At 68.2% G+C, this 23,634-nt stretch carries 11 protein-coding genes and 1 pseudogene (1 of these 12 cut by a window edge); 4 read left to right on the top strand and 8 right to left on the bottom strand.

The window, feature by feature from the left end; genetic code table 11:
* Together ACLIVD_RS19480 and ACLIVD_RS19475 are read right to left on the bottom strand one after the other, a co-directional pair.
* Complete coding sequence (locus tag ACLIVD_RS19480; RefSeq protein WP_283334213.1) at window positions 1–1,347, bottom strand: permease prefix domain 1-containing protein; 1,347 nt, start codon at window positions 1,345–1,347, stop codon at window positions 1–3.
* Complete coding sequence (locus tag ACLIVD_RS19475) at window positions 1,347–1,709, bottom strand: PadR family transcriptional regulator (protein WP_105413904.1); 363 nt, start codon at window positions 1,707–1,709, stop codon at window positions 1,347–1,349. The genes ACLIVD_RS19480 and ACLIVD_RS19475 overlap by 1 nt, the downstream gene beginning before the upstream one ends.
* A 130-nt stretch (window positions 1,710–1,839) precedes the next feature.
* Between ACLIVD_RS19475 and ACLIVD_RS19470 the strand changes: the two genes are divergently transcribed.
* The gene (locus ACLIVD_RS19470) at window positions 1,840–2,583 is read left to right on the top strand and encodes a Clp protease N-terminal domain-containing protein (RefSeq protein WP_491930454.1); all 744 of its coding nucleotides are present in this window, start codon (window positions 1,840–1,842) and stop codon (window positions 2,581–2,583) included.
* A 31-nt stretch (window positions 2,584–2,614) separates the two neighbouring features.
* Here ACLIVD_RS19470 and ACLIVD_RS19465 read toward each other — a convergent pair whose 3' ends face one another.
* From ACLIVD_RS19465 to ACLIVD_RS19445, 5 genes and pseudogenes are all read right to left on the bottom strand, one after another.
* Window positions 2,615–3,511: an SDR family oxidoreductase gene (locus ACLIVD_RS19465; protein ID WP_280784264.1), complete on the bottom strand. Its 897-nt coding sequence runs from the start codon at window positions 3,509–3,511 to the stop codon at window positions 2,615–2,617.
* Window positions 3,512–3,655: 144 nt separating this feature from the next.
* A pseudogene (locus ACLIVD_RS19460) lies at window positions 3,656–3,814 on the bottom strand (helix-turn-helix transcriptional regulator); the annotation flags it as partial.
* Window positions 3,815–3,844: 30 nt separating this feature from the next.
* Complete coding sequence (locus tag ACLIVD_RS19455; protein ID WP_491930453.1) at window positions 3,845–4,555, bottom strand: hypothetical protein; 711 nt, start codon at window positions 4,553–4,555, stop codon at window positions 3,845–3,847.
* Between the two features lie 315 nt (window positions 4,556–4,870).
* Window positions 4,871–5,860, bottom strand: coding sequence for an ATP-dependent DNA ligase (locus ACLIVD_RS19450; protein WP_491930452.1), 990 nt, complete (start codon window positions 5,858–5,860; stop codon window positions 4,871–4,873).
* Window positions 5,861–6,027: 167 nt separating this feature from the next.
* The gene (locus tag ACLIVD_RS19445; protein WP_280784267.1) at window positions 6,028–6,381 is read right to left on the bottom strand and encodes a hypothetical protein; all 354 of its coding nucleotides are present in this window, start codon (window positions 6,379–6,381) and stop codon (window positions 6,028–6,030) included.
* A 423-nt stretch (window positions 6,382–6,804) separates the two neighbouring features.
* On the opposite strand from ACLIVD_RS19445, the gene ACLIVD_RS19440 reads away from it, so the two are divergent.
* From ACLIVD_RS19440 to ACLIVD_RS19430, 3 genes are all read left to right on the top strand, one after another.
* A complete protein-coding gene (locus ACLIVD_RS19440; RefSeq protein ID WP_280784268.1) occupies window positions 6,805–7,515 on the top strand; it encodes a thioesterase II family protein in 711 nt (236 codons plus the stop codon).
* The gene (locus tag ACLIVD_RS19435; RefSeq protein WP_283334217.1) at window positions 7,512–8,342 is read left to right on the top strand and encodes an SDR family oxidoreductase; all 831 of its coding nucleotides are present in this window, start codon (window positions 7,512–7,514) and stop codon (window positions 8,340–8,342) included. Before ACLIVD_RS19440 ends, ACLIVD_RS19435 begins: the two co-directional genes overlap by 4 nt.
* A gap of 94 nt (window positions 8,343–8,436) precedes the next feature.
* Window positions 8,437–11,244, top strand: a complete 2,808-nt coding sequence (locus tag ACLIVD_RS19430) for a non-ribosomal peptide synthetase (protein WP_491930451.1) — start codon at window positions 8,437–8,439, stop codon at window positions 11,242–11,244.
* Here the strand turns inward: ACLIVD_RS19430 and ACLIVD_RS19425 are convergent.
* A protein-coding gene (locus ACLIVD_RS19425) for a non-ribosomal peptide synthase/polyketide synthase (RefSeq protein ID WP_491930450.1) crosses the window boundary here: on the bottom strand, window positions 11,220–23,634 show its end. It continues 14,261 nt past the right edge of the window; the window shows 12,415 of its 26,676 coding nt (coding positions 14,262–26,676); its start codon lies beyond the right edge, outside the window; it ends in the stop codon at window positions 11,220–11,222. The genes ACLIVD_RS19430 and ACLIVD_RS19425 overlap by 25 nt on opposite strands.

The following is a 23,634-nucleotide window of genomic DNA, read 5'->3' as shown; positions in this document are numbered from 1 at the left end:
TCACACGAAGTCGAAAACCGGTGGGAGAACGCCGACCATCAACGCCGCCCACACGCCGAAGACGGGAAGGTAACGGGTCTGCCAGCGTTCGGTGGAGCTGAATCCGCGGCGGCCGCGCAGGAACCCGAGGATGAGATGAGCCGACCACGTCAGGTTGACGAGGAGGACCAGGTTCATTCCGAGTGCCGCCACCTTGTTCGGGGTGAAGCCGAATTCCGCGATGCGAGTCAGCATGGCGAACAGCATCAGCAGGTCGACCGCGAGGGCACTGACGACGAGGACGAGTTGGAGGCGGTCGAACAGGTCGGGCGGCAGGTAGGGGTCACGGGCCGAAATTGCGTACAACAGCAATCCCAGGACGACGACGAGGATGAGATCCATCAGGATCAACAGGTTTCGGTCGACGTCGACGACGCTGCCGGTCGTCGCGAATGCCGTCAGCAGCACCAGCAGCATGAGTGTCGTCAGCGGGGTGAACACGCGGGTGAGGACAGGGGCGATGTTCTCGACCACATTTTGCTTCGCCTCCACGAGCCATGCGGCGACGATGACCGCGCCGGCCGCTCCGAACGGCAGCACCCAGTCCTCGATGAACCACTCGACGCTCAGGCCGAGCGCGTCGAACGCACCGATCGTCAGGCCGATGAGGACGCCGCCGCCGAGGGCGAGGAGGGTCAGGTAGACGACCCATTCGCCGGTGAAGCGGATGAAGTCCATTCGCCGCCGGTCCGATCGCCACTGACCGCCGACATATGCGAGGCCGACGGCGAACCACAGCGCAATCGGTGCGTGGATCGCCGCGATCACCTCGGTGGAGCCGTTCGATGCGAACGGGAAGACGTTCAGCAGTACCGCCGCCAGCGCGAACGGCACCAGCAGTACCGCGGCGAGGCGGGGTGTCATCTGTCGCTTCCAGGCGAAATATCCGGCGAGGAACGGAAGAACGAACAGGCTGAGATTGCGCGCGAGGTCCTGCTCGTCGAGTGTCGCCACGCCTGCCTTGACCGACAGTGCCGCGCCGACGGCGAGCCCGAGAACGACGAACAGCTCACGTGTGGGGCGAGTGCCGTCGCCATCCGACGCGGCGGGCATGAGGACGAGTTGCTTCCACAGCCGATCGGAGTGCTCGCGAGCGAACTCGCGGGAGATGTCGTCGACGTTGCCCATGCGTTTGACCGCGACCAGGAATGCCTCGTCGGTCCTCAGCCCGGCGGCGGACAGGTCCGAAATCTGATCACGGAGATGGTCTTCCATCTCGTCGGTGTCGGCGGCGGATATCGCGTGACGGCGCTCGACGTAACCCCGCCACTGACCGATCTGCGATTCCAGCTCCTTGTCGGTATCCATCACGACCATCCTTCGACGGTGGCTGGGGGTAGTTGGACGGAGCGCCACACCTGGCTCAGCGCGTCCGCGACGACGTCCCACTGGGCGCGTCGTTCCGCGAGCATCTCCCGGCCCGCAGCGGTGATCGTGTAGTGCTTGCGCCTTCGCCCGCTGTCGGAGGCCCCCCACGACGCCGACACGTACCCCAATCTTTCCAGGCGATGCAGGAGGGGGTACAGCATTCCGTCGGTCCACTGAATCCGCCCGCCGGACAGGTCGTTGACTCGTTTCAAGATGGCGTACCCGTAGGACTCGCCTTCCGCGAGAATTCCGAGCACGAGGGGAGTGGCCGAAGCCGCCACCAGATCCTTCTCGATATGCATAGAACCCCTATCCCTAGATCTGCTAGTCATCAAACTAGCAGACCGGATCGCGGGTCGGTGCGCAGCTCGCGGAAGCCGAAAGCGACAACCTGGGGTTGACGCTCACGGTTCGTCAACCTAGAGTTGACGCATGGAGAATTCGGATCGCACACCCCCACCCATCCGACTCGACGAGCTCATCGACGCGATCAAGAAGGTGCACGCCGAGGCCCCGCTCGATCAACTCACCGACGCGGTCCTCGCCGCCGAACACCTCGGTGAACTGGCCGACCATCTCATCGGCCACTTCGTCGACCAGGCCCGCCGCTCGGGGGCATCGTGGACCGAAATCGGAAAGAGCATGGGCGTCACGAAGCAGGCCGCGCAGAAGCGGTTCGTCCCCAAGGATCCCGGGCAGGCCTCCGACCTCGACCCGAATCAGGGATTCAGCCGGTTCACTCCGCGCGCACGACAGGTGGTGGTGATCGCGCAGAACGAGGCCAGGGCGGCACGCAACGCCGAGATCCTGCCTCAGCATCTCGTCCTCGGACTCCTGGCCGATCCCGAAGGACTCGGCGCCCGGGCGATCGCCGCGCAGGGCGTGGAACTGGATTCGGTCCGGCACGCCGCGACCGCGACGCTGCCCCCCGCCGTCGAGGAGGTGCCCGCACTCGTTCCCTTCGATGCTCAGTCACGCAAGGCGCTCGAACTGACGTTCCGTGAGGCACTACGTTTGGGGCACAACTACATCGGCACCGAGCACATCCTGCTGGCCCTGCTCGAGGTCGAGGACGGGGTCGGTGTGCTCACCGGACTGGGTGTCGACAAGGCTGCCGCCGAGGAGAACATCGCCGCCAACCTCGACGCCATCGTCGCCGCCCGCGAAAAGGAGTGACCTCGCAGGGGCTCCCTCACCGCCGGGGTGCTCAGGTGAAGGGCGTCCCGCCGGTGACGCCGAGCACTTCTCCGGTGACGTAGCTGGATTCGTTCGATGCCAGGAATACGTACGCCGGTGCCAGTTCGGCCGGCTGGCCGGGTCTGCCCAGAGGCACGTCGTCCCCGAACTGCCGATAACCGTCGGCGGGCATCGTCGCGGGGATCAACGGCGTCCAGATGGGCCCCGGTGCAACGGCATTGACCCGGATTCCCCGCTTCGCCACGTCGGCCGCCAATCCCTTGGTGAAATCGATGATCCCTGCCTTCGTGGTGGCGTAGTCGAGAAGCCCGGGTGACGGATTCATCCCCTGGATCGACGAGGTGTTCACGATCGTCGATCCGGGATCCATGACCGCGACGGATTTCTTGCACAACCAGAACAGCGCGTAGAGGTTCGTGCGCAGGACACGGTCGAACTGCTCGGTGGTGATATCGGCGATACCACCCGTCTGCACCATCTGAAAGGCCGCGTTGTTCACGAGAATGTCGAGACCGCCGAGTTCGCGGACCGTCAGGTCCACGAGAGTCTGACAGTGGTCCTCCGACGTGATGTCGCCAGTCGCGACGACGCCTCGTCGTCCGGCCTCTTCCACCAGTCGCACGGTCTCCCGTGCATCCGACTCCTCGTCGTCCAGACAACTGACCACGACATCCGCACCCTCGCGAGCAAACGCGATCGCCACCGCTCGCCCGATGCCCGAATCCGCGCCGGTGATCAGGGCGCGGCGACCGTCGAGGCGACCGCTTCCCCGATAGGACTTCTCGCCGTGATCCGGGGCGGTCACCATGTCGGAGGTCAGTCCCGGGTGCGGCAGCTCCGGTTGGTGTTCGCGATCGGGGGCGGGGTACTGCGTAGTGGGATCCTGCCGGGCGTACTGGTCGGTCATTCTCGTACCCTTCTTCGTCTTCTGTCGAATCGGCAAGCAGGACTGATAAGTTCGCCGAATCAGAGGCGCTTCCCGCCACGCTTACCCCTTCCTGAGCACCCGGAAACCGGCTGCATCCGCGACCGGAAGCCGTGCGTCGACAGATCAGGGCAGGGCGCCGGTTTCCGACAGTGCGGTGTTTCCGCGTAGGCCGTGAGCGTCTTTGCCGGGGGAGGCGCCGAACAGACGGCGGTATTCGCGATTGAACTGTGAGGGGCTGTCGTAGCCGACGTGATGCCCGACGCCGGCGACGTCACCGGGGTGACCGGGGGAGTATCAACGGGATGTCACCCCTCAATTCGCCGGCAATATCCGCCGAACCGCGCGAATCGTGGCCGCCGGGATCGCCGGATGCCACACCTCGCGATCAGAGTAGGACCAGGCGTACGTCGGACTGCCGTCGCAAATGCAGTCGAGTAGTCCCGGCTCGCCGAGTTCATCGGCCGACCATTCGTACAATTGCTGCAGCCGCGGCCCGATCAGGCCGTAGTCCAGCATCTCACCGATGTTGTGCTCAGCGGCGACATACGCCGCGACGTCGTCTCCGAGGGGATATCGGTCGGGAAGGACCCGAGAAAGGGACAGGAAGATCCCGGTCATCGAGAGGCGAGGATCTCCCAGAATGGGGCCGGCCGGCGCGAGCCGCCCCAGCGCCAGACGCGGCGCCGCGACCAGGGCATGGGCGTAGAGAACACGGAGCAGTACCACGTTGAGAAAGAAGCGCTCCGGACGGCTCTCGGTACAGGCAAGGTCGCGATGGTCCAGGTAGGCGGAGGCAATGCTCGCATTGTGGGCCCGGTACCACGTACGTGCGGTCGGATCGGCAACGAACAGCATCCACAGATCGACCGTGTGCGAGGACGGCGTCCCTCCCATTCCGCCGCTCCGGGCGACGGCCTCGCAGCCGTCGCGCATCAGCCGTTCGTTGACCACTCGCCACCACGGACTGCCGGGCGGCATCGCACCGAGCGGCGCCAGCACGCCGCGACCGATCTGCCAGCGCATGAACGACAGTGCCGCCCGGCGGAACGGCAAGTGCCGGGGTGCGTTGCCGATCGGACCGTGATAAGTACGGGCGATCAGCGCGAGTCGAGCTGCAGGATCGTCACGCACAGCGTGGACCTGATCGACTGCCCACTCTGCGGCGGAACGTCGCGAACTCACGCTCCCTATTGTCGGACCCGCCGGTCCGAGGAGGAAGGGTGCGATTTCTACTCGGCCGCCTCGCCGGTCGGCCGCTGATCGGTTGCCGACACGGAGAGAGGTAACCGGCCAGGCCTGCCGAGGCGCCGAAGCCATCGTGCCGAGACACGCGCGGGACTACGGTAGCTCCTCGACGGTCACCCATCTCGGGTCTATCCCGGCCCGAAATCCCTTCCACGACGGATGGCGGAGCCGCCGGTCCAGGGTGAACTCGCGGTACTCGACGGTGCCGACGAGAATCGGTTCCACCCAGCGCGCGTGAGTGGCAAGCTCATCGGGAACATGATTGTCGAAGGGGCTGGTAGGGCGCTCGAGTGGCCGGAGCAGCATGAGCGTTCGGCGCCGGTGGGATTCGGTGAAGCCGGAGCCGACGTGCCCGACGAATATCAAGCCGACCTGGTCCGCGTGGGCACCGACGATCAGCGACCGCAGACCGCCGCGGCTGGTCGCTTCCCACCCGCCGACGACCACTTCGGCGCTGTTGCGTAGCGGAGTTTTGATCCAGTCCGGTGAGCGGCGTCCGGGGCGATAGGGCGAGGTCATTCTCTTTGCGACAATTCCTTCATGGCCGTGCGCGTCGGCCAACCGGAGCATGTCCTCGCCGTCGACGTCGACCCAGTGTGGCGGGACCAGCAGAGCCTCACCCTCCAGACCGAGATTCAGGTCGGCCAGGAGTTGTCGGCGCTCGAGGTACGGCCACCGCAGGATCGGCGCCCCGCGGTGCACCAGCAGATCGAAGATGTTAAAGGCGACCGGTACGGCGCGCTGCAGTGCGGCCGGTGGATTCTGGATGGGGGTCCGCTGTCGGAGCAGGTCGAAGCGCGGTCGGCCGCTGCCGGCAGCGGGCGCGACGATCTCACCATCGACTGTTACGCCTCGGCCTGGGTTGATCTCGGAGAGTCCGGCGGCGATCTCCGGGTATGCGGCGGTGATGTCGGCGCCGTCGCGGCTGAACAGGTGCACCGCGGCCGGGGTGACGGTGGCGACGGCGCGTACACCGTCGAATTTCATCTCCACCGCCCAGTCGTCTCCACCCGGCGGTGAGCCGAGCGTCGCGAGCATCGGTTTCACCGGGCGGAGAGGTAGTGCGGGCTGATGGGCGGGCACAATGCTGATTCTCCCCCCTCGTTCTGCCCCGGCGCGGCATCGCCCGGATCGACGTCAGGTGGATGCCGATCACCCTCGCCACACTCCACATCCCGCCAGAACTGCCGACCCCAGCTATCTCAGCGATACGGTCGTCGGAGCACGCGACAAAAAGCCGCCCACCGACGCTAATCAGTGTTTCTGGCGTGCTGGCGGTGCCGCTCGCGGAAACGAGCGCGGTGCCGCTCGAGGACGACGACGTCGGTATCGCGGAGAGCCTGCCGTTGTCCGCGGGCGATGGCGTATCGCACGGCGGCACTGCGCCGCCGCAACATCTGTGCGTGGGTGGCTGCGAAGTCGTCGTCGAACAGAATCGCTGCGGCCTCGTCGCATTCGATCAGCACCCACTCGTACGCCAGCCGGGCCGGGGCAGCGTCGTCGAAGAACAACGGCATCACCGTGTCGTCGACGAGGTGGAAGGGAATGCGCGCGATTCGGTACTGGAGGCGGCCGAGCGCTCGTGCCGCGGCTGCGACTCCCATGCATTCGATGGTAAGTGGTACGACGTGCACGCGGTATCAATTCCGCTGCCTCACAGTCGGACCGGGTTCCTTGTGAGCGGCCCGCCGCTCAGCCCGCCGACAATTCCGCTGCTGAGGATCGACACGCAACCAGGTGTGCCGACAATCGACCGGATGGTGTAGCAGACAGTGGACACACTATGCGACCACGTCGAGTTCCCTCGGTCCTGACACCCAGCACGTGTCGCTGTCCGTGTGCGTGCCGTGCCCCGTCACCTGCATGTCATCAGGCTGCTCGACGACGGCACGTCGAGCACACTGGGCAGCTCGCATGCTCCGCGGAAGTGCTGGCGGCTCTGCGCGGGCGAATTCCCACACCGGAGGGGAGCGCGGCCTAGGGTCGGAAGCATCCGGTCTTCGTCGGCGTCGTAGAAGGAGGTGACAATGTCACCTGCGACTCTGGTGTGTCTGCCGTACGCGGGGGTGGGCGCGTCCTTCTTCCGCGATTGGCAGAGTTGTGCGCCGCGTGGACTCGACATCCTCCCCGTGCAGCTACCCGGCCGCGAGGAACGCTTTGGTGAGGACCTGCTCACCTCGGTCGACGCCGCCGTCCACGACATTGCGCCGCGCGTGCTGCCGGTCCTCCGGGAGTCTTCCGAGGTGGCCGTGTTCGGGCACAGCCTCGGTGCGGTCCTGGCCTATGAGCTGGCGCATCGCCTGACCGCCGACGGAGGCGTCGCGCTGACCCGCCTGTTCGTGAGTGGATCGCCAGGTCCGGCGACCGTGCGGGAGATCCGGGCGTCGTCGTTGGCGGATGAGGAATTCCTCGACCAGGTGGGTGAGCTGGCCGGGTACTCCCACCCTGCGCTGGCGAACGCGGAACTGCGCGAGCTGCTGTTGCCCGTCGTCCGGGCCGACGTCGAGATGCACGAAAACTATCGGCCACCACCACATCCACCGCTGGACGTCCCGATCACCGCCCTCCGAGGGCGGGGTGATCACCTCGTCGGTGCCGCTCAGTTGGCGGAGTGGGCGGCGACGACGACCGCGGGGACGTCGGTGATCGAGGTCGACGGCGGACACATGTACCTGACCGAGCACCCGCACGCGCTGGTACGGCTGCTTGCCGCGCAGCTCGCCGAGGACGCTCGGTGAGCGCCGACCTCGCCGGAAAGACGGCCTTCGTGACCGGCGCAGCGCGGGGTATCGGCCGTGCCTGTGCCGTCGAGTTCGCGGCGGCTGGGGCCGATCTCATGCTCGTCGACATCACCCGGAATCTGGCCGGGGTGCCGTACCCACTCGGTTCGCAGAGTCAGCTCGACTACACCGCGGAGTTATGCCGCGAGCACGGTGCGACGGTTCTGACCCAGGCGGTGGATGTCCGCGAGCTCGCAGAGATCACGGCAGCAGTGCAGGTCGCACACGAACGATTCGGTCGCCTCGACGTGCTGCTCAACAATGCGGGAATCGCCGCACCGTCCGGAAAGGTCGCACACGACATCACCGAATCCGAGTGGCGTCTGATGATCGACGTCGACCTCTCCGGGGCGTGGCGGACCATCGCGACGGCCGGACGGATCATGGTCACCCAGCGCAGCGGAAGCATCATCAATGTCGCCTCGACGGCAGGGCTCGTCGGGTACCGCCACTTCGCCGGGTACGTTGCGGCGAAGCACGGCCTGGTCGGCCTCACCAAGGCCGTCGCCCTCGACTATGCGCCGAGCGGGGTCCGGGTGAATGCGCTGTGCCCGGGATCGGTGCGGGACAGCAGCGAGTACGAAGGGCGGATGCTGGCGGAGATCGCGCGCTCCCTGGGTGTCGGCGTCGATGAGCACGAGTCGGTTTTCGTGCAGGCCCAGCCGACCAACAAGCTCGTCGAACCCGGCGAGGTCGCGGCAGCGGCGCGGTGGCTCGCGTCCGACGATGCGCGTGGAGTCACGGGTGCCGTGGTGACGGTGGATGGCGGCTTCACGGCCCGGTGAGAACGATGAGTCCGTGTCCGCAGGCCCCAGTCGCCGCGCGTCTGTCGACTACGATTGCTTCATGCACCAATCTCCTTGGGGGAGGTCTGGACCGGTGCGCACGGCGTTCGGCCATGCGATGACGGTGCGGGTGCCCCGCGGAGTGAGCTCGGACATGCTTGCGGTGCGGTGGGGTACGGCGTCCCGTCGCTGGTGGGAGCGCGCGACCAGGCCGACGCGGCTATGGGTGGTGGATGTCCCGGCCGGTTCGGCGTCGGAGGAGGCACGACGCCGGCTTGCCGCCGAGTGCCGGCGGCCCGTCGCTGTCGATGGTCCGGCGGTGCGCGCCGTCGTGATGCAGTACCTCGACCAGGTGGCCGATCTGGTCGTGGTTGCCGACCGCCGTGATCTCGACACTGCCTCGCTCACGCTCGTGTGTGACGTGCTCGTCGGCGCGCGCGACGCCGACACGGTGACCGCGAATCCCGTGGGTCGACATCGGCACGGTCGGGCACTGGGTGGATGGAGCGCGGAGGTACTGCGTTCCTCCCACCCGCTGGTCGCGGCCCGTGAGGATATGACGGCGACGGTGGCCGCTGCCGCCGCGGTGGTGACCGGTAGGCGTGACGACCTCTCCGCGGTGACGGTTCCGGTGTGGCGGGTCGACCGGACGCGGCCGCCACGAACGCTCGGCGGATTCGAGAGCTGGGTCGACCTGGCCTTCCACACTTCCCTGGACCGCGCTCTGGCCGAGCTGGTCGAGGAAGTGAAAAGCTCACGGCAACATGAGGTCTCGTGGGACTTCGCGAAGATTGGAGAAATGGGCAGTACGGCAACCGGGGTGCTGGGGACGGTTACGCGTGACTCCGGACGTGAGTACCTCCCCTGCCAGACGGCACCGTTTCCACTGACACTCGTACCGGTGGTCGACACCGGCGGGCGCGTCACACTGGAGGTCTACGCCGACCCGGTGACTGTGGACGCCGACACGGCGGCGCGGTTTGGGCAATGGGTCGCCCGGGTGGTGGACGGACTTCGCGACCCGTCACCGGGACGACGTCGTGTGTTCGGCGCGGCGGTGGCACCGGTGGGTGCCGGTGTGCGAGCGCCTGTCTCCGGCGGGAGGATCGAGGATCTCGTCGTCCGGCACGCTCACGAGCGTCCCGACGCGGTCGCGGTGACCCATGGCCGGCGCACATTGACTTACCGTGCACTCGAGGAGCAGTCGGCCTGGATGGCGCGAGGTCTTCACGATCGGGGAGTCGGCCCAGGGGACCGGGTCGGAATCTGTGTGGATCGGTCGGTCGACCTCGTCGTGACGATGCTTGCGGTGTTGCGCAGCGGTGCGGCGTTTGTTCCGATGGACGTGCGGCATCCTCCGGATCGGCTCGCATACACGGCGCGTGATGCCGGTGTCCGATTGGTCGTGACCGAGTTGGAGGGCGAAGTCCGGTGGGCCGGAGTACCGGCGGTGACGCCGGCGGAGTTGCCGGGATCGGTATCGGGCCCGGGTGACGTGGATTGGGCTGTGGGAGGCGACGGCGCCCCCGCCTACGTGGTCTACACGTCGGGGTCGACGGGTCGGCCGAAAGGCGTGGTGATTCCGCATCGTGCCGTGCCGGCGCTGATGTCGTCCACCGCAACCGAATTCGCGCCGACTCCCGGGGACACCTGGTCGATGTTCCATTCGCCCGCCTTCGATTTCTCGGTGTGGGAGATCTGGGGCTCGTTGTCGACCGGTGGCCGACTCGTGATCGTGCCGTACTGGATCTCGCGGTCCCCAGTGGAGTTCCACACGTTGCTCGCCGACGAACGCGTCTCCGTCCTCAGTCAGACGCCCTCCGCATTCGTCCTCCTGGTCGCGGCTGACCGGGATCTCGAGCCGCTGTCCGCGCTCCGCCTCGTCGTGTTCGGCGGTGAGACTCTCGACCCCCGGGTGGTACTGCCGTGGCTCGACCGGTATCCGGAATCACGATGCCGGTTGGTGAACATGTTCGGGACGACGGAAACCACCGTGCACGTCACCGCGCACACCGTGACGCGGCGCGACGCCCTGACCGGGTCGCGCACGGTGGGGAAACCACTACCCGGCTGGGAGACGGCGGTCGCGGACGAGTTCGGCGATCCTCTGCCGAACGGCCTGACCGGCGAGATCTACGTCGGCGGGGCCGGTGTCGCGCTCGGGTACCTCGACCGCGCCGGACTGACGGCCTGCCGCTTTGTCGCTGCACCCGGCGGGTCCCGCTGGTATCGCACGGGCGATCGCGGAAGAATCTGTGGCGACGGCAATCTCGAGCATCTCGGTCGCGTCGACGCCCAGGTCCAGATTCGCGGGTTCCGTGTGGAACTCGACGAGGTGCGTTCCGTGCTCCTCGACGATCCCGTCGTCACGGCAGCGGCCGTGGTGCCCTCGGGAAGGTCGGAAGACCCGGCCGGAATCGCGCTCGACGCCTACGTCGTTCCGGGCGGGTCCGCTGCGGCCGGGGAGACGGAGACGGTCGCAGCGATACGCGAACGCGCGGCCCGATTCCTACCGGAGCACATGGTGCCCCGTTCGATCACCCTGGTCGACGCTTTGCCGCTCACCATCAACGGAAAGCTCGACGTGGCAAGGCTTCCCGATCCGGTCCTGCGGTCTCTGCCGCTCGATGTCGTCGAACCGCAGGACGGTGCCCCCCTCACTGATGGTGGAACAGCGCACATGCTCACCGACATCTGGGAGTCGGTGCTGGGAGTCCCGGTGTCGCTGGACGACAACCTCTTCGAGCTCGGAGGGAACTCACTGTGCGCGATCAAGGCCGACGGCATGATGCGGCGGCTCGGCCTTCCGGCCCTCCCGATGCGGGAGCTGTACCGGCACCCGAGCATCCGCGGAATCTGCGGCACTCTGGCGCGGCTCTACCCGCCCCGCCCGGATACGTAGTTTTCGACGAGCATGCCGATCGCACGTGCTGGTTTCGGTTGCATCATGTCGTTGTGTCCGCACTCGACGTGTTCTTCCTGCACGGTGCCGGTGATCGAGTCGCCCCATCCGTCGTCGACGGACGGCGCGCTGCCGGCGCGGGGACCGACGACCGCGGTGATCAGAAGCGCGTCCCCGCGAAAGACTCTCGGGGCGAATCGCGTCGACAGCCGGGTCGACCGGTCATATCCCTCGGCGATGCGCCGCAGCTGGTCTGCCGTCACGGCGGCTGCGGGACCGTAGGCCTCGCCGAGGCGGTCGTGGGCGTCGGAGTACGTGAGCGGTCGGGCGTCGTCGCCGGGTCCGACGTCGACCCCCAGCCCACGCAGAAGGTCGCCGACGTCCAACGGGTCGGGTTCCGCAGTCGGTTCGCCCACGTAGCTGTCCAGGAGCACGAGGGACGCGACCTCCTCACCCCGGTCCTGCAGCTCGGTGGCCATGGCATGCGCGATCAGACCGCCGAGCGACCAGCCGAGCAGATGATACGGTCCCGCCGGCTGGACGGCACGGACCTCGTCGAGGTATCGGTGCGCCAGGTCCTCGATCGAGTCGTAGTCGGGGCCGCCGCCGAGGGAGGGCAACTGCAGTCCCCACACGGGCCGGTCCGGTGAGAGGTGGCGGACCATGCCGGTGTACGCCCACGCCAGGCCCATCCCGGCGTGGACGCAGAATAGAGGTGCGAGCCGGTCACCACGGCGCAGCGGCACGAGAACCCGGAGAGCTTCGTCGGTGGTGCCGGGCACTTCTGTGGCGAGGCGGGCCGCGAGCCCCGCGGGAGTGGGGTCCAGGAAGAGGGCCGGAAGCGGCACCGGCCGGCCCAAGCGGCGCTGCAGGCCCGCGGCGACGCGGACTGCGGACAGTGACGTGCCGCCGAGCGCGAAGAAGTCGTCCTCCACTCCGATCGGGCGGTCCTCGCCGGTGTCGACGACTTCCGCGAAAGCTTCGACGACGGCCCGCTCCACGGCCGTGGACGGGGCACGGAATCGTTCGGGCCGGGGACCGAACTCGGGTTCGGGGAGGGCCGAGCGGTCGAGCTTGCCGGCCGGGGTGAGCGGCACCTCGTCGAGTACGACGACCGCGGCGGGAACCAGATACGGCGGAAGCTGCGCGGACAACGCCGTGCGCACCGCACTCGCGTCGACGTCCGCGCCGTTCGCACCGCGGACGTAGGTGACGAGTATCGGTTGCCCGTCCGGACCGGTTCGCCCGACGGTGGCCGCGAAACCGATGTCCGCGCGCGCCGTGAGGATCGAATCGACCTCGCCTGGTTCGACCCGGAATCCGCGCACCTTGATCTGGAAGTCGGTGCGGCCGAGGTGTTCGAGCGTGAGGTCGGGCCGGGTGCGTACCAGGTCACCGGTGCGGTACATCCGCGACCCGGGGGCAGCGAACGGGCAGGCGACGAAATGGGTCGCCGTCGTGGCGGGGCGAGCGTGGTAGCCGCGGGCCAGGCCGGGCCCTGCCAGGTACAGCTCACCCGGGGTTCCCGGGGGAACGGGATGCAGCCGGGCGTCGAGGACGGCGGCGGTGAACCCGCGGGCGGGGCGCCCGATGGTGACGGGTTCCGCCGGTGCCAGTGGTTCACTGACATGCGACCAGATCGTCGTCTCGGTCGGACCGTACAGGTCGAGCATGCGTCGGCGGGGCGCCCATCGCCGGACCAGGTCGGTCGGGCACGGTTCACCAGCGACGGCGAGGACCCGCAGCGAGTCGAGTCCCGTCGGTTCGAGCGTGGCGAGCGCGGTCGGGGTAATGAACGCGTGGGTGATCCGCTCAACGGCGAGGATGTCCGCCAAGGCCGCCCCGCCGTAGGTCAGCGGGGGTACGAGCACGACCTGGGCACCCGCACAGAACGCCATCGTCAACTCGAACAGCGACGCGTCGAAACTGGGGGACGCGAGGTGCGAGACCCGCGCATCGGGCGTGACGTGGAGGTGGTGACGTTCTTGCTCGAACAGGTTTGCCAGACCCCGGTGCGACACAACCACGCCCTTCGGGGCGCCGGTGGACCCGGACGTGTAGATGAGATAGGCGGGGTTGTCCGTGCGCAGCGGAGCTGTGCGGTCGAGGTCGGTCACCGGCGTGGCAGGAAGGTGCCGCATCTGCGTCTCGAAGTCGGGATCATCGAGCACCAGCCACTCGACCGTGTCGGGCAACTGTGCGCGATACTCAGCGACGGTGAGGCCGAGCACAGCGCCGGCGTCGGCGAGCATATGGGCGATCCGGGTGGGCGGATACGTCGGGTCGACGGGTACCGACGCCGCACCCGAGCCGGCGACCGCCCACACGGCACGGACCCACGCGATCGACCGCGGCAATGCCAGGGCGACGAACCTTTCCGGTGCGGCACCCCGAGCGATGAGCAGCCGGGCGAATTGCGCGGAGTCGGCGCCGAGTTGGCGATAGGTGAGCGTGCGACCGGCATCGGACACGGCCACCCGGTCGGAGTGCCGCTCCGCCAACCCGGCCAGCAGGTCGGGCCACACCCGCGCCGGGAGGCCGGGCGGTCCGGAGACAGGTGTGTCCTCGTCCTCGTCGCCGAGCGTGAGGTCGCCGACCGGGTCGTCCGGGTCGGCGACGACCGCCGCGACGAGACGGGTCAGACGATCGGCGAAGCCCTGCACGGTCGCGACGTCGAAGATGTCGGTGGCATAGGTGAATCCGGCGGCGATCCCGTCCGGTGCACCGGACTCGTCGAACGTCTCGGCGACCACCAGTTCGAGATCGACCTTGACGACGGGCGGCGTGTACTCCGCGACCGTGACGGTCAGGTCCGGGAGCGTGATCTCTGGTCGCTGGACGCCCTCGAACTCGAGGGACACCTGGAACAGCGGCGAGCGGGAGGTCGACCGCGCCGGATCCACGGCCTCGACGACGCGCTCGAAGGGCAGGTCGGCGTGCAGGAAGGCGCCGAGATCGACGTCCCTGGTGCGGTCGAGTACCTCGGTGAACGACCGGGAGCCGTCGACAGGCGTGCGCAGGGCGAGTGTGTTGACGAACATGCCGACCAATGGGTCCAGCCGGGGATCGGGGCGGCCGGCGACGGGGGTGCCGATCACGATGTCGGAACTGCCGCTGAGGCGGGCGAGGAGGACGGCGAATACCGCGTGAATCGCCATGAAGAGCGTCGAGTTGTTCTGCCGCGCGAGCGCCACTAGTGACCGGTGCAGGTCCTGTCCGATGTGGAACACGACCCGATCCCCGTGGTGGGTGCGGTGGGTGGGTCGGGGTCGGTCGGTGGGGAGGGGGAGGGTGTCGGGGAGGTTGGTGAGAGTGGTGGTCCAGTAGGTGGTGTGGGTTTGGGTGGTGGGGGTGGGGTGCTGGGGTGTGCCGAGGAGTTGGTGTTGCCAGTGGGTGTAGTCGGTGTAGGTGAGGGGTAGCGGTGTGGGGTGGGGTGGTTGGTGGTGGGTGTGGGCGGTGTAGGCGGTGGTGAGGTCGTGGGTGAGTGGGGTGAGGGAGTGGCCGTCGGCGGCGATGTGGTGGAGGACGAGGGTGAGGGTGTGGTGGGTGGTGTCGAGTTGGTAGAGGTGGGTGTGGAGGGGGGTGTCGGTGGTGAGGTCGAAGGGTTGGGTGGTGTCGGTGTTGATGTGGTGGGGGAGTTGGGTTTCGGTGGTGGGGGTGGGTGTGAGTGGTGGGGTTGTGGGGTGGGGGTGGATGTGTTGGGTGGGGTGTCCGTGGTGGAGGGGGTAGGTGGTGTGGAGGGGTTGGTGGCGGTGGATGAGGTCGGTGAGGGCGTGGTGGAGGGCGGTGGTGTCGAGGTGGCCGGTGAGGTGGAGGGTGAGGGGGATGTTGTAGGTGGGGGTGGTGGTGTCGTATTGGTTGAGGAACCAGATGCGTTGCTGGGCTGGCGATAACGGCACGAACTCGGGTTGGGGCCCCGGAGTGGGCACCGGCAGCGGGGCGTCGTTCGAGTCGTGGTCGAGGTGGGTGGACAGGACCCGCGGTGTCCGGTCCTCGAACAAGGTCCGGACGTCGATGTGGGTGTGCAGCGTCGAATTGACCCGCGCCACCACCCGGGTCGCCGTCAGCGAGTTCCCGCCCGCCTCGAAGAAGTTGTCGTCGACACCGATGTGCTCGAGCCCCAGAACGGCCGCGAATGCGTTCGCGACGGTCTCCTCGACCGGCGACGTCGATCGGTGCGCGGGATCGGCCGGGGAGTCGAACCGGGGATCGGGCAGCGCGGCGCGATCGAGTTTGCCGACCGGGGTCAGCGGGATCCGGTCGATCGGCACGATCGCGCCGGGCACCATGTGCGCCGGAAGTCGTTCGGTGAGATAGGCAGAGAGTCGTGCGGGGTCGAGCTCCGCGGAACCGACGACATAGGAGACGAGGATCGGGTCCCCGGCGGGCCCGGTGCGGGTGAGTGTCGCGGCGTATTCCACGTCCGGGTGGGCGCCGAGGACGGCGTCGATCTCGCCGGGTTCGATGCGGAACCCGCGCAACTTCACCTGGAAGTCGGCCCGGCCGAGGTACTCGACCACCCGACCGCCGGACGTGTCGGCGATCCAGCGGACGATGTCGCCGGTCCGGTACATCCGCTCGCCCGCCGGCCCGTATGGAGCGGCGACGAAGCGTCCGGCGGTCAGCCCCGGCCTCCGGTGGTATCCGCGGGCCAGACCCGGCCCGGCGATGTACAACTCACCCGGAACACCGTCCGGGACCGGCTGCATCCGCGCATCCAGCACCACTTCCTCCGCACCGGCGATCGGGCCGCCGATCGTCACGTCGGACCCGGGTGCGAGCGGCGCGCTGATGTTGGACATCACGGTGGTTTCGGTGGGGCCGTAGCCGTTCCGCAGAGCACGGCCACGGGACCACCGGGTCACCAGACCGGGCGGACACGCTTCTCCGGCCACGAGAATTTCGCCGAACCCGTCGTATCCGTCGAGGTCGTCGGGATCGGCCGAGGCTAGCGCGGCAGTCGGGACGAAGGCATGCGTCACCCGTTCGGCGGCGACGAAGCGGGACAGTTCCGTGCCGCCGACGATGGTCGGCGGGCTGATCACCAGAGTCGCGCCACAGCCGAACGCCAGTAGATAGTCGAACACCGATCCGTCGAACGAGGGTGACGAGAAGTGGAGCACGCGCGAGTGCCGCCCCGGACCGAGGCCGGCCGCCTGCGCCGCGGCCAGCGTGGCCAGCCCGCGGTGCGGAACCACCACGCCTTTCGGGACACCGGTCGATCCGGACGTGTAGATCAGGTACGCGGGATGGTCGGGTCGCAATGGCCGGCGGCGATCGGCGTCACCGAGGGCGCCGCTCGACTGTTGTTCGACCGTCGTGATCGTCCCGGGTTCGTCCAGGACGAGCCACGGCACCGTGTCCGGGAGCCGCTCACGTTGCGGTGTCAGTGTGACGCCGAGCGCGACACCCGAATCGGCGATCATCTCGGCGATGCGTGCGGCGGGATAGCCTGGGTCGATCGGGACGAAAGCGGCCCCGGTCTTGGTGATCGCCCAGACCGCGAGGACTGACTCGAGGGACCGCGGTATCGCCATGGCAACGTAGCGTTCCGGGCCGGCGCCGTGCGTGATCAGCAGGCGTGCGAGCCGGTTCGACGCCTCGTCGAGGTCGCGGTAACTCACCGCGCGACTGGAATCCTCGAGCGCGACGGCGTCCGGATCGAGGGCTGCGGCGTCGGTGACGATCGCGGCGAGCGTGCGGGTGGCGGGTGCGGGACCGCCGCGCACGGGCGCGAGCGCACGGAACTCGTCGTCGCCGAGAAGCCGCACCGACGCGACGGTCGTGTCCGGTGCCGTCGCGATGACGTCCAGAGCCCGGCACATGCGTGCCGCGATCGCCTCGGTGTCGTTGCGGCTGAGGAACTCCGGCAGAAACTCGAACTTGAGGTGGAGTGTGGTGTCGGTGTCGGTGGTGGTGGCGAGTGCGAGGGGGTAGTGGGTGGCGTCGGTGGCGGAGGTGGTGGTGATGGTGAGGTCGGTGGGTGGGGTGGTGGTGTGGTGGGGGTAGTTCTCGTGGACGGTGATGGTGTCGAAGGTGGTGGCGTGGGGGTTGGGGATGTGGGTGAGGGGGAGGTGGTGGTGGTCGAGGAGTTGTGTGTGGGTGGTGTGGGTGCGTGTGAGGAGGGTGGTGAGGGTGTCGGTGGGGTGGAGGGTGATGCGGACGGGGATGGTGTTGATGAAGAGTCCGATCATGGTTTCGATGCCGGGGATGTGGGGTGGGCGTCCGGAGACGGTGGTGCCGAAGGTGATGTCGGTGGTGCCGGTGTGGGTGGCGAGGACGAGGGCCCAGGCGGTGTCGATGATGGTGTGGAGGGTGAGGTCGTGGGTGCGGGCCACGGTCCGCAACGCATCGGTGTGCTCCCTTGACAGCGAGACCCGATACTCCTCGGGGAAAGTGGATGGGATGCGGCCGCGCGCGGACGGCACCAGGATCGTCGGTTCTTCCAGTCCGTCGAGGACGTCGGCCCACGCGGCCCGGCTCTCCTCGAGTGACTGCTGGGTGAGCCACTCCAGGTAGCGGCGATACGGGAGGGGTCGAGGCACAGCGCGGGGGTCGGCGTGGTGCTCGTACAACTGGAGGAGTTCGTGCAGGAGAAGGGGCGTCGACCAGCCGTCGAGCAGGATGTGGTGATGAGTGAGGGCGACCTGGTGGTGGGTCGGTCCGTGCGTGATGAGCGTGAGCCGGAGCAGGGGTGGCGCGGTCAGGTCGAACGCGGTGGTGCGGTCGGCGGTGACGATGTCGTGAGCGACCGTCGCGTCACGCTCGGCGCGGAGATCGTGGTGATTCCAGGGAAGTATTGCAGGAGTGACGATTTGAATCGGGGTGCCGTCGTGAGTGTGTCCGAAAGCGGCGCGGAGGTTCGGGTGACGGCCGAGAAGGGTGTCCGCGGCGTCGCGGAGACGGTCGGGATCGAGGGGTCCGTCGATGTCGAGGACGAGTTGGACGACGTAGGTGTCGAGGGCCTGGCTGGTCAGTTCGTGGTGGAACAGGAGACCGGCCTGCAAGGGGGTGAGGGGCCAGACGTCGGTGAGGGTGGGGTAGTGGTGGTGGAGTGCGTCGAGGGCGGGTTGGTCGAGGTGGACGAGGTCGAGGTCGCTGGGGGTGAGCCGGCCGGCGCCGGGTCGGCTGATGTGGTCGGCGAGGGCGGTGAGCGCTTCGGTCCACAGCTCGGTGAGCTCGGTGACGTCGGCCGCCGGCAGCACACCGGGCGGATACACCCAGGTGGCGCGCAGGATCGGGGCGCCCCCTGACTCGTAGACGTAGGCATTGACGTCGAGAATCGCTGCGACGGGCACGTTTCCGAGGATCGTGGTGTCGAACTCGATGCTGGTTATCGGTTCCCAGCCGGCACCGTTCGAGAGCCGGTGCGGCGGGTGGTCGAACCGGCCGAGGTAGTTGAGGGTGATTTGGGGTTGGGGGAGGTTGCGGAGTTGGGTTGCGGTGTGGGGGTTGAGGTATCGGAGGGGGCCGTATCCGGTGCCGTGGTCGGGGGTGGTGTGGAGTTGTTCTTTGATGGTGGTGAGGGCGTGTCCGGTGGTGGGTCCGCCGGTGAGTGCGTCGTGGAGGTCGACGTCGGTGAGGTCGAGGAGGGCGGGGTGGATGGTGGTGAACCAGCCGATTGTTCGGGTGAGGTCGGCGCCGGGGATGTGGGGGTCGGTGCGGCCGTGGCCTTCGATGTTGACGAGCAGGGTGTGGGTGGGGGTGTGGTGTCGGTGGCGCCAGGTGGTGACGGCGAGGGCGAGGGCGGTGAGGAGGGCGTCGTCGATGCCGCAGTGGTAGGTGGTGGGGAGGGTGGTGAGGAGGGTGTGGGTGGTGTGGGGTGGGAGTTCGGTGGTGGTGTGGGTGGTGGTGTGTTCGGTGTCGTGGGTGGGGTCGAGGGGTCGGGTGCCGAGTGGGGGGTCGGGGGTGGTGAGGATGTGGCGCCAGTGGGGGAGTTCGTGGGTGTGGTGGGTGGTGGTGTCGGTGAGGGCGTGGGCGTAGCGGCGGGCGCTGGTGGTGACGGGTGGGAGTGTGGGGGTGGTGCCGGTGGTGTGGGCGTGGTGGGCGGTGGCGAGGTCGGGGATGAGGATGCGCCAGGAGACGCCGTCGGTGGCGAGGTGGTGGATGGTGAGGAGGAGGTGTCCGGGTTGGGTGCGGGGGTCGAGCCAGACGAGTTGGAGCATGATCCCGTTTTCGGGGTCGAGTCGGTGTGTTGCGGCGTCGAGTTGCGTGCGTGCCATCGCGGCGAGGTCGTTGTCCGGGTGCGTCTCGACCGCGACGTGGGTGATGAGGGGTGCGGCCGCGATTGTTCCGGCCGGTGGGATTTCGAGGACGGTGTCTTCGTCTGTTGTTCCGCGCCGGAGTCGGGCTCGGAGCATGTCGTGGTGGTCGAGGACTGTCTGCACGGTGGCGGTGAGGGTGTCGGTGTCCAGGTCAGGTGGTGCGGTGAGCAGGACCGATTGGCAGTACGTGTCGAGGTTGCCGCCGCGCTCGAGCAACCACCGCGCGATCGGCATGAGCGGTGCGGTCCCCACTCCACCGCCGGGAAGCTCGGCCAGCACGTCCGGGTTCCGGGTGGCCGCCACCTCGGCGAGGGCGGCCACGGTCTGGTGCTCGAAAACGTCGCGGGGAGTGAGGAAGACACCGTCCTCGTGGGCGCGGGCCACCAACTGGATGGCCATGATGCTGTCGCCACCGACTGCGAAGAAGGACTCGTCGGCGCTCACGGACGGCACGCCGAGGACCTCCGCGAAAACCTCGGCGAGGGCAATCTCCGTCGCGGTCGCCGGAGCGCGACCCGTGGAGACGCGTTCGGCAAAGTCGGGTGCGGGCAACTGCCGGCGATCGAGCTTGCCGTTCGGGGTCAGCGGCAGGCGGTCCAGGACCACCAGCGTTGCCGGCACCATCTGCGGTGCGAGAGTCGTCCGGGCGAAGCCGAGGACCCGCTCGATGTCGACAGCCCTCGTCTGTTCACCGTCCCGGGCGGGTACGACGTACCCGAACAGGCGCTCGGTGCCTCGGTCGTCGGAACGGACCGACACCGCGGCCTGTGCGACATCCGGGTGGCGGACGAGCGTGGCCTCGACCTCTCCTGGCTCGATCCGGTAGCCGTGCAGCTGAACTTGGGCGTCACTACGTCCGAGGAACTCGAGTTGACCCTGCGCGTTCCAGCGTGCGAGGTCGCCGGTGCGATACATGCGTCCTCCGCGCCCGGCCGGGTCCGCCACGTACCGGGTCACCGTCAGCCCGGATCGGTGCAGGTACCCACGGGTGACCTGGTTCCCGGCAACGTACATCTCGCCGGTCACTCCGGTGGGTACGGGGTGGAGCCGCCGGTCGAGGACGTACACGCGCAGTCCCGGAATCGCCCGGCCGATGACCGACCGCGCAGCGGGACGGGTATCGCCGAGGGGATGCCTGCTCACGTGCACGGTGGTCTCGGTGATGCCGTACATGTTCACGAGCTGGGGTCGGGTGGATTCGTGCCGGTCGAGCCAGTCGACGAGGTGACCGTGCGCGAGGGCTTCGCCGCCGAAGACGACGTACCGCAACGCCAGGTCGGTCGGCTGGTTCCGTTCCGCCGTGGCCAACTGGGCGAACGCGGTGGGAGTCTGACACAGGACCGTCACCCGCTCCCGGCGGAGCAGGCCCAGGAACTCGTCGGGTGACCGTGCGGTGACGGTGTCGACGACGACGAGGCGGCCACCGTGCAGGAGGGCGCCCCACAACTCCCATACCGAGAAGTCGAAGGCGGCCGAGTGGAAGAGCGTCCACACGTCGGTCTCGGCGAAGTCGAACGCAGGCCGGGTGTTGTCGAACAGCGTCGTGACATTGCGGTGTGTCACCACGACACCTTTCGGGCGTCCGGTCGACCCCGAGGTGTATACGACGTACGCGACCGCGTCGGGGGTGAGCCCGGCCCGTCGCTCCGGATCGGTGATCGGTTCCGGCGACAGACCCATCAGGTGCGTGCGTGTGTCCGCGTCGTCGACGAGCACCGTGGGAAGGTCCCGCCGCAAGCGGGCCGCGTGATCGGTCGAGGAGACGAGACACACCGGGGCGGCGTCGGACATCGCGGCGTCGAGCCGGTCGGCCGGGTGACCGACGTCGAGAGCGAGGTAACCGGCGCCCGCTTGCTGTGCGGCCAGCAGGGCGACGACCAGCTCGATCGAGGGTGGCAGTGCTACGGCGACGACCGTGTCGGGGGCGGCGCCCAGTTCGACGAGATGCCGGGCGAGTCGGTAGACGCGGGCACCGAGTGCCGCGTAGGTGAGCGTTTCGTCGGCATCGGTCAGCGCCGGTTCGCCGGCGAAGCGGTGGACGGACCGAGTGAACCGGTCGGCGAGTGTGGCCTCGGCTGGTTCCGCCACGGGCGAAGGGGGATTATCGGCATGGCGCAGGGCATTGCACCCGGTCGTCAGCGTGGCCCGTTCGGTGTCGTCGAGGAGGTCGACGTCCCCGACTGGCCGGCCGGGGTCCGCGGTCACCGAGTCGAGGAGCCGGAGGAAGCGTACCGCGACACTCTCGACGGTGGTGCCGTCGAAGATGTCGGTGGCATAGGTCAACGCGGCCGACAGGCCGGGGTGTGCGGGGTCCGCATGTTCGCGGAGGGTGAGCTGAAGGTCGAACTTCGCGAGGGGCGGAGCGTCCTCGGCGACCGTCACCGTCAGGTCCGGCAGCTCGAGGCGGAGTGGTACCTCGGTCCCATAGTCGATCAGGACCTGGAACAACGGTGTGTGCGTCGTGGACCGCTCCGGCGCCAGCACGTCGACGAGCATCTCGAAGGGCAGGTCGGCGTGCATGAATGCACCGAGGTCCGCGTCGCGGGTTCTGGTCAGCACTTCGCGGAACGAATCGGCCGAGCCGACCGGGGTCCGGAGGACGAGCGTCCCGACGAACATGCCGACGAGTTGGTCCAGCCGGGGATCGGGGCGGCCGGCGACGGGGGTGCCGATCACGACGTCATCCGTGTCGCACAGGCGGGCGAGGAGGACCGCGAAGGCCGCATGCAGAGTCATGAATGTGGTCGCCCCGGTGCTCCGCGCGAGCGCACGCAGGCGGTGGTGTACGTCGGCGGGGATCTCGAAGCGGATCGACTCGCCGTGGTGGGTGCGGTGGGTGGGTCGGGGTCGGTCGGTGGGGAGGGGGAGGGTGTCGGGGAGGTTGGTGAGGGTGGTGGTCCAGTAGGTGGTGTGGGTTTGGGTGGTGGGGGTGGGGTGCTGGGGTGTGCCGAGGAGTTGGTGTTGCCAGTGGGTGTAGTCGGTGTAGGTGAGGGGTAGGGGTGTGGGGTGGGGTGGTTGGTGGTGGGTGTGGGCGGTGTAGGCGGTGGTGAGGTCGTGGGTGAGTGGGGTGAGGGAGTGGCCGTCGGCGGCGATGTGGTGGAGGACGAGGGTGAGGGTGTGGTGGGTGGTGTCGAGTTGGTAGAGGTGGGTGTGGAGGGGGGTGTCGGTGGTGAGGTCGAAGGGTTGGGTGGTGTCGGTGTTGATGTGGTGGGGGAGTTGGGTTTCGGTGGTGGGGGTGGGTGTGAGTGGTGGGGTTGTGGGGTGGGGGTGGATGTGTTGGGTGGGGTGTCCGTGGTGGAGGGGGTAGGTGGTGTGGAGGGGTTGGTGGCGGTGGATGAGGTCGGTGAGGGCGTGGTGGAGGGCGGTGGTGTCGAGGTGGCCGGTGAGGTGGAGGGTGAGGGGGATGTTGTAGGTGGGGGTGGTGGTGTCGTATTGGTTGAGGAACCAGATGCGTTGCTGGGCTGGCGATAACGGTGCGTACTCCGGTTCTTCCGCGGCGGCGGTCAACGGGGGGCGGGGTTCAGATCCGGTGTCGTCGAGGAGCAGTCGCGCCAGTGCGCGCGGTGTGGAGGCCTCGAACAGGCTCCGGACGGCGAGGTCGGTGTGCAGGCTCGCGTTCACACGGGCGACGGCCCGGGTCGCCGTCAGAGAGTCTCCACCCGCCGCGAAGAAGTCGTCGTCCACTCCCAGACTCGACAGATCGAGTGCCGCGGCGAGGGTTTCCGCGACGGTCTGTTCGAGTGGGGTGGCCGCCGACACCTGCGCGGGGAGCGGGGTGGATCGGAGGGCGCGGAGTGCGTCGCGGTCGAGCTTGCCCGACGGCGTCCGCGGAATCACGTTGATTTCGACGACCGCGGACGGAACGAGCTGTGCGGGAAGCCGACCGGCCAGGTAGTCGCGGAGTTCGCGGGGTCCGGCCGCGCCGGTGGTCGTCACGTAGGAGACCAGTGTCGCGTCCTGGCCGCCTGTGTCCGGGCCGCCCGTCGAGGGGAGTGTCGCGCTGAACGTGACCGCCGGATGGCCCGACAGCACCGCGTCGATCTCGCCGGGTTCGATCCGGTACCCACGAACCTTCACCTGCGAGTCGCTGCGACCCAGGTATTCGAGGACGGCAGACCCTTCGCGT

The sequence above is a fragment of the Rhodococcus sp. G6(2025) genome, from assembly GCF_058628105.1.
Note: the sequence above shows the minus strand (reverse complement) of the source record. Positions and strands in the feature narration are given on the sequence as shown.

Excerpts from the sequence above, each read along its gene's own strand:
- ACLIVD_RS19480 (WP_283334213.1), bottom strand. The coding sequence starts at position 1,347 with ATGGATACCGACAAGGAGCTGGAATCGCAGATCGGTCAGTGGCGGGGT.
- ACLIVD_RS19475 (WP_105413904.1), bottom strand. The coding sequence starts at position 1,709 with ATGCATATCGAGAAGGATCTGGTGGCGGCTTCGGCCACTCCCCTCGTG.
- ACLIVD_RS19470 (WP_491930454.1), top strand. The coding sequence starts at position 1,840 with ATGGAGAATTCGGATCGCACACCCCCACCCATCCGACTCGACGAGCTC.
- ACLIVD_RS19465 (WP_280784264.1), bottom strand. The coding sequence starts at position 3,511 with ATGACCGACCAGTACGCCCGGCAGGATCCCACTACGCAGTACCCCGCC.
- ACLIVD_RS19455 (WP_491930453.1), bottom strand. The coding sequence starts at position 4,555 with ATGCGCTGGCAGATCGGTCGCGGCGTGCTGGCGCCGCTCGGTGCGATG.
- ACLIVD_RS19445 (WP_280784267.1), bottom strand. The coding sequence starts at position 6,381 with ATGGGAGTCGCAGCCGCGGCACGAGCGCTCGGCCGCCTCCAGTACCGA.
- ACLIVD_RS19440 (WP_280784268.1), top strand. The coding sequence starts at position 6,805 with ATGTCACCTGCGACTCTGGTGTGTCTGCCGTACGCGGGGGTGGGCGCG.